Genomic DNA, 2980 nt, shown 5'->3' on the forward strand with positions numbered 1-2980 from the left:
GTGTCGAGGCCGGCACCTGGCTGGTGGCACGCGCCGGCCTGCTGGAAGGGCGCAGCGCCACCACCCACTGGGAGGACATGGAGGATTTTTCCTCGGCCTTCCCTGGCGTCGATGTCCGCCCGGACCGCTATGTCATCGACGGGCCAGTGTTCACCTCGGGCGGCGCGTCACCGACCTTCGACCTGATGCTGCATCTCATCCGCACGCGGCTCGGTATGGCGGTGGCGCTCGATGTCGCCAGCGTCTTCATCTACGACCAGGCTCGCGCCGCCACCGACGCACAGCCGCTGGTCTCGCTCGGCCGGCTCGACGGCTATGACCCGCGCCTTGCGCAAGCCATCCGGCTGATGGAATCGCATGTCGACCAGCCGCTGACCATCGAAGCAGTGGCCAAGCGCGCCGGCGTGACGGCACGGACGCTGGAAAGCATCTTTCGCAAATCGATCGGCGAGACGCCGGGCGCCTATTACCTCAGGCTGCGCCTCGGCGCCGCGCGCCGGCTGGTGGTCGATACGAGGGTTGCCATGGCCGATATTGCCGGGCGGACCGGGTTCTCGTCCGCCGCGGCATTTTCGAGGGCATTTTCAAGGGCTTTCGGCGAAGCGCCGGTCAGATTGCGGAGGGGTTGATGTGCATGCCGCCCAAAAGTGTGTAGCGATTTTGGGACAACGACATGCACAAAGTCGGAAAGCTCAGGCAGCGTTCTGACGGTCACTGCCGCCGTCGATCTGCGAGCGCATCTGTCTGGCAAGATGGGTCTCGAAACGGCTGGCAACGGCGCGGTCCCATTCGTTTGAGAGGAGAGTAAAAGAGGGAGGAGGAGGAAGAGAAAGAAGGGGGGAGAGGAGAGAGAAGGGAGAGAAAGGGGAGAGAAGGGAGTAGAGTTAAAGTTGGTTATGAATATCGGTTCGCCTCCTTCTTCCTCTCCCGCCACGAGCCACTCTTATATGAGAAACGTGACGGCAGTTTGAAGGCAAGAGCGAGGTCATTGAAGGGCGTCGAAGGGCAAAACCGTGTCGCGGGACCGGGCCATGCGCAAAGCTGTTCCTGCGTCCCGGCAGGTCAGATCAAGGAGAGATCTACAGCCGCTTTTCGAACAGCACCGTGGTGAAGCCACTGTCCCATTCGTCGTCTGGATAGCGGTTTTTCTCGACATAGCCGACCGCCTTGTAGAGGGCTTGTGCCGGCAGGTTGAACGTGTCGGTTTCCAGCCGCGCCTGCGCCAACCCGGCGGTGCCGATTGCCTGTTCGGCATGGGAGAGCAGCTGGCGGCCGACACCTTGGCCTTGACGGGATGCCATGACGTGCAGGGCCTCGATGAAATCGGCGCGCCAATGGATCAGGCCGGCGACCTCGCCATCGATCTCGGCAACGGCGAACTCAGGCCAGCTCCGGTCGACATAGCGCCCGCCAATATCCGTCTCGACATAGCGCCGCGCCGCTGCTTAGGTGATGTTCGGCAGCCATGTGCCTTCGAACGTTTCCTGCAGCACCTGCTTCAACGCCGGAATATCGCTCGCCTGCGCCGGGCGCACGATGATTCGATCCTCTGCCATTTTCCGTCTCCCGCCAATGCATGTCGCCCAAAAGTGCCAGCGGTTTTGGGATGACGACATGCATAAAAATAAAGGCTGCCGCACGGGCTCTCTTTCGGCGACACGCGTGGCATCTTGATCTCACGCTGGCTGCCGAAGATCTGTGCGATCCTCGGCAGCCTCTCGCGAAGTGGGCTGACTAGCAGATAGCGATGGCGGCGGCTTTCAGCCAGTGGTGCCGGATGTCGGTCCAGAGATGGAGCGGCGCGCGCCTTACACGTAGCGGTTGACGATATTTTCCAGCAGTTCCTGGCGGCCGGACCTCGGCTGCGGCTCGATCCTCTTCTTGACGACACGCTCGGCGATATCCTCAAGCGTGCGCTTGCCGGCGAGCATCGCCTTGCCCTCGGCCGTGTTCCAGCCGGCATAACGTTCGGCCAGCGGCGCCGATAGCGCCTTGTCCTCGACCATGCGGGCCGCGGCTTTCAGGCCACGTGCGCAAGAGTCCATGCCGCCGATATGGCCGATCAGCAGGTCCTGCGGATCGAGCGACTGGCGGCGCAGCTTGGCGTCGAAATTGGTGCCGCCGGTCTTGAAGCCGCCGGCCTGCAGGACCTGGTAGTAGGCCAGCGCCATTTCCGGCACGTTGTTGGGGAACTGGTCGGTGTCCCATCCCGACTGATAGTCGTTGCGGTTCATATCGATCGAACCGAAAATGCCGAGCGCATTGGCCAGAGCCAGTTCGTGCTCGAAGGAATGGCCGGCCAGGATGGCGTGGCCCTGCTCGATATTGACCTTGACCTCCTTCTCCAGCCCGAAGCGCTTGAGGAAGCCGTAGACCGTGGCGACATCGTAATCGTACTGATGCTTGGTCGGCTCCTGCGGCTTCGGCTCGATCAGGATCGCGCCCTTGAAGCCGATTTTGTGCTTGTAGTCGACGACCATGCTGAGGAACCGGCCGGCCTGTTCCTGCTCGCGCGCGAGGTCGGTGTTGAGCAGCGTCTCATAGCCTTCGCGCCCGCCCCACAGCACGTAGTTTTCGCCCTTCAGCCGCTTGGTGACGTCGATGCAGCTTTTTACCGTCGCCGCCGCGTAGGCAAAGACATCCGGATCGGGATTGGTGGCCGCCCCCGACATGAAGCGGCGATTGGAGAACAGATTGGCGGTGCCCCAAAGCAGCTTGACGCCGGTCTGCTTCATCTTCCCCGCGAAGTAATCGGCGATCTCGTCGAGGCGCGCGGCACTTTCGGAAAAATCCTTGCCTTCCGGCCGCACATCGGCGTCGTGGAAGCAGAAATAGGGCGCGCCGAGCAGCGAGAACATCTCGAAGGCGACGTCCGCTTTCAGCTTTGCCAGTTCCATCGTGTCGGTGCCACCTGCCTTGGGGAACCACGGCCGGTCGAAGGTCTGGCCGCCGAACGGATCGCCGCCCGGCCAGGCAAAGG

General features: G+C 62.6%; 3 protein-coding genes. 1 reads left to right on the forward strand and 2 read right to left on the reverse strand.

Translation table 11 applies throughout. The features are described from left to right. On the forward strand, positions 1 to 629 hold a 629-nt coding region (locus EN984_RS28725), incomplete at its 5' end, for a helix-turn-helix domain-containing protein (protein ID WP_127384134.1). 450 nt (positions 630 to 1079) lie between these two features. On the opposite strand, the gene EN984_RS39045 is transcribed toward EN984_RS28725, so the two are convergent. Together EN984_RS39045 and xylA are read right to left on the reverse strand one after the other, a co-directional pair. Then, positions 1080 to 1415 (reverse strand): GNAT family N-acetyltransferase, encoded by a 336-nt coding sequence (locus EN984_RS39045; protein ID WP_281057353.1) that lies wholly within the window; start codon positions 1413 to 1415, stop codon positions 1080 to 1082. Between the two features lie 393 nt (positions 1416 to 1808). Next, on the reverse strand, positions 1809 to 2980 hold a 1172-nt coding region (gene xylA, locus EN984_RS28740), incomplete at its 5' end, for a xylose isomerase (protein ID WP_127384135.1).

This window comes from Mesorhizobium sp. M7A.F.Ca.CA.004.12.1.1 (assembly GCF_003997835.1).
Taxonomy (GTDB): Bacteria; Pseudomonadota; Alphaproteobacteria; order Rhizobiales; family Rhizobiaceae; genus Mesorhizobium.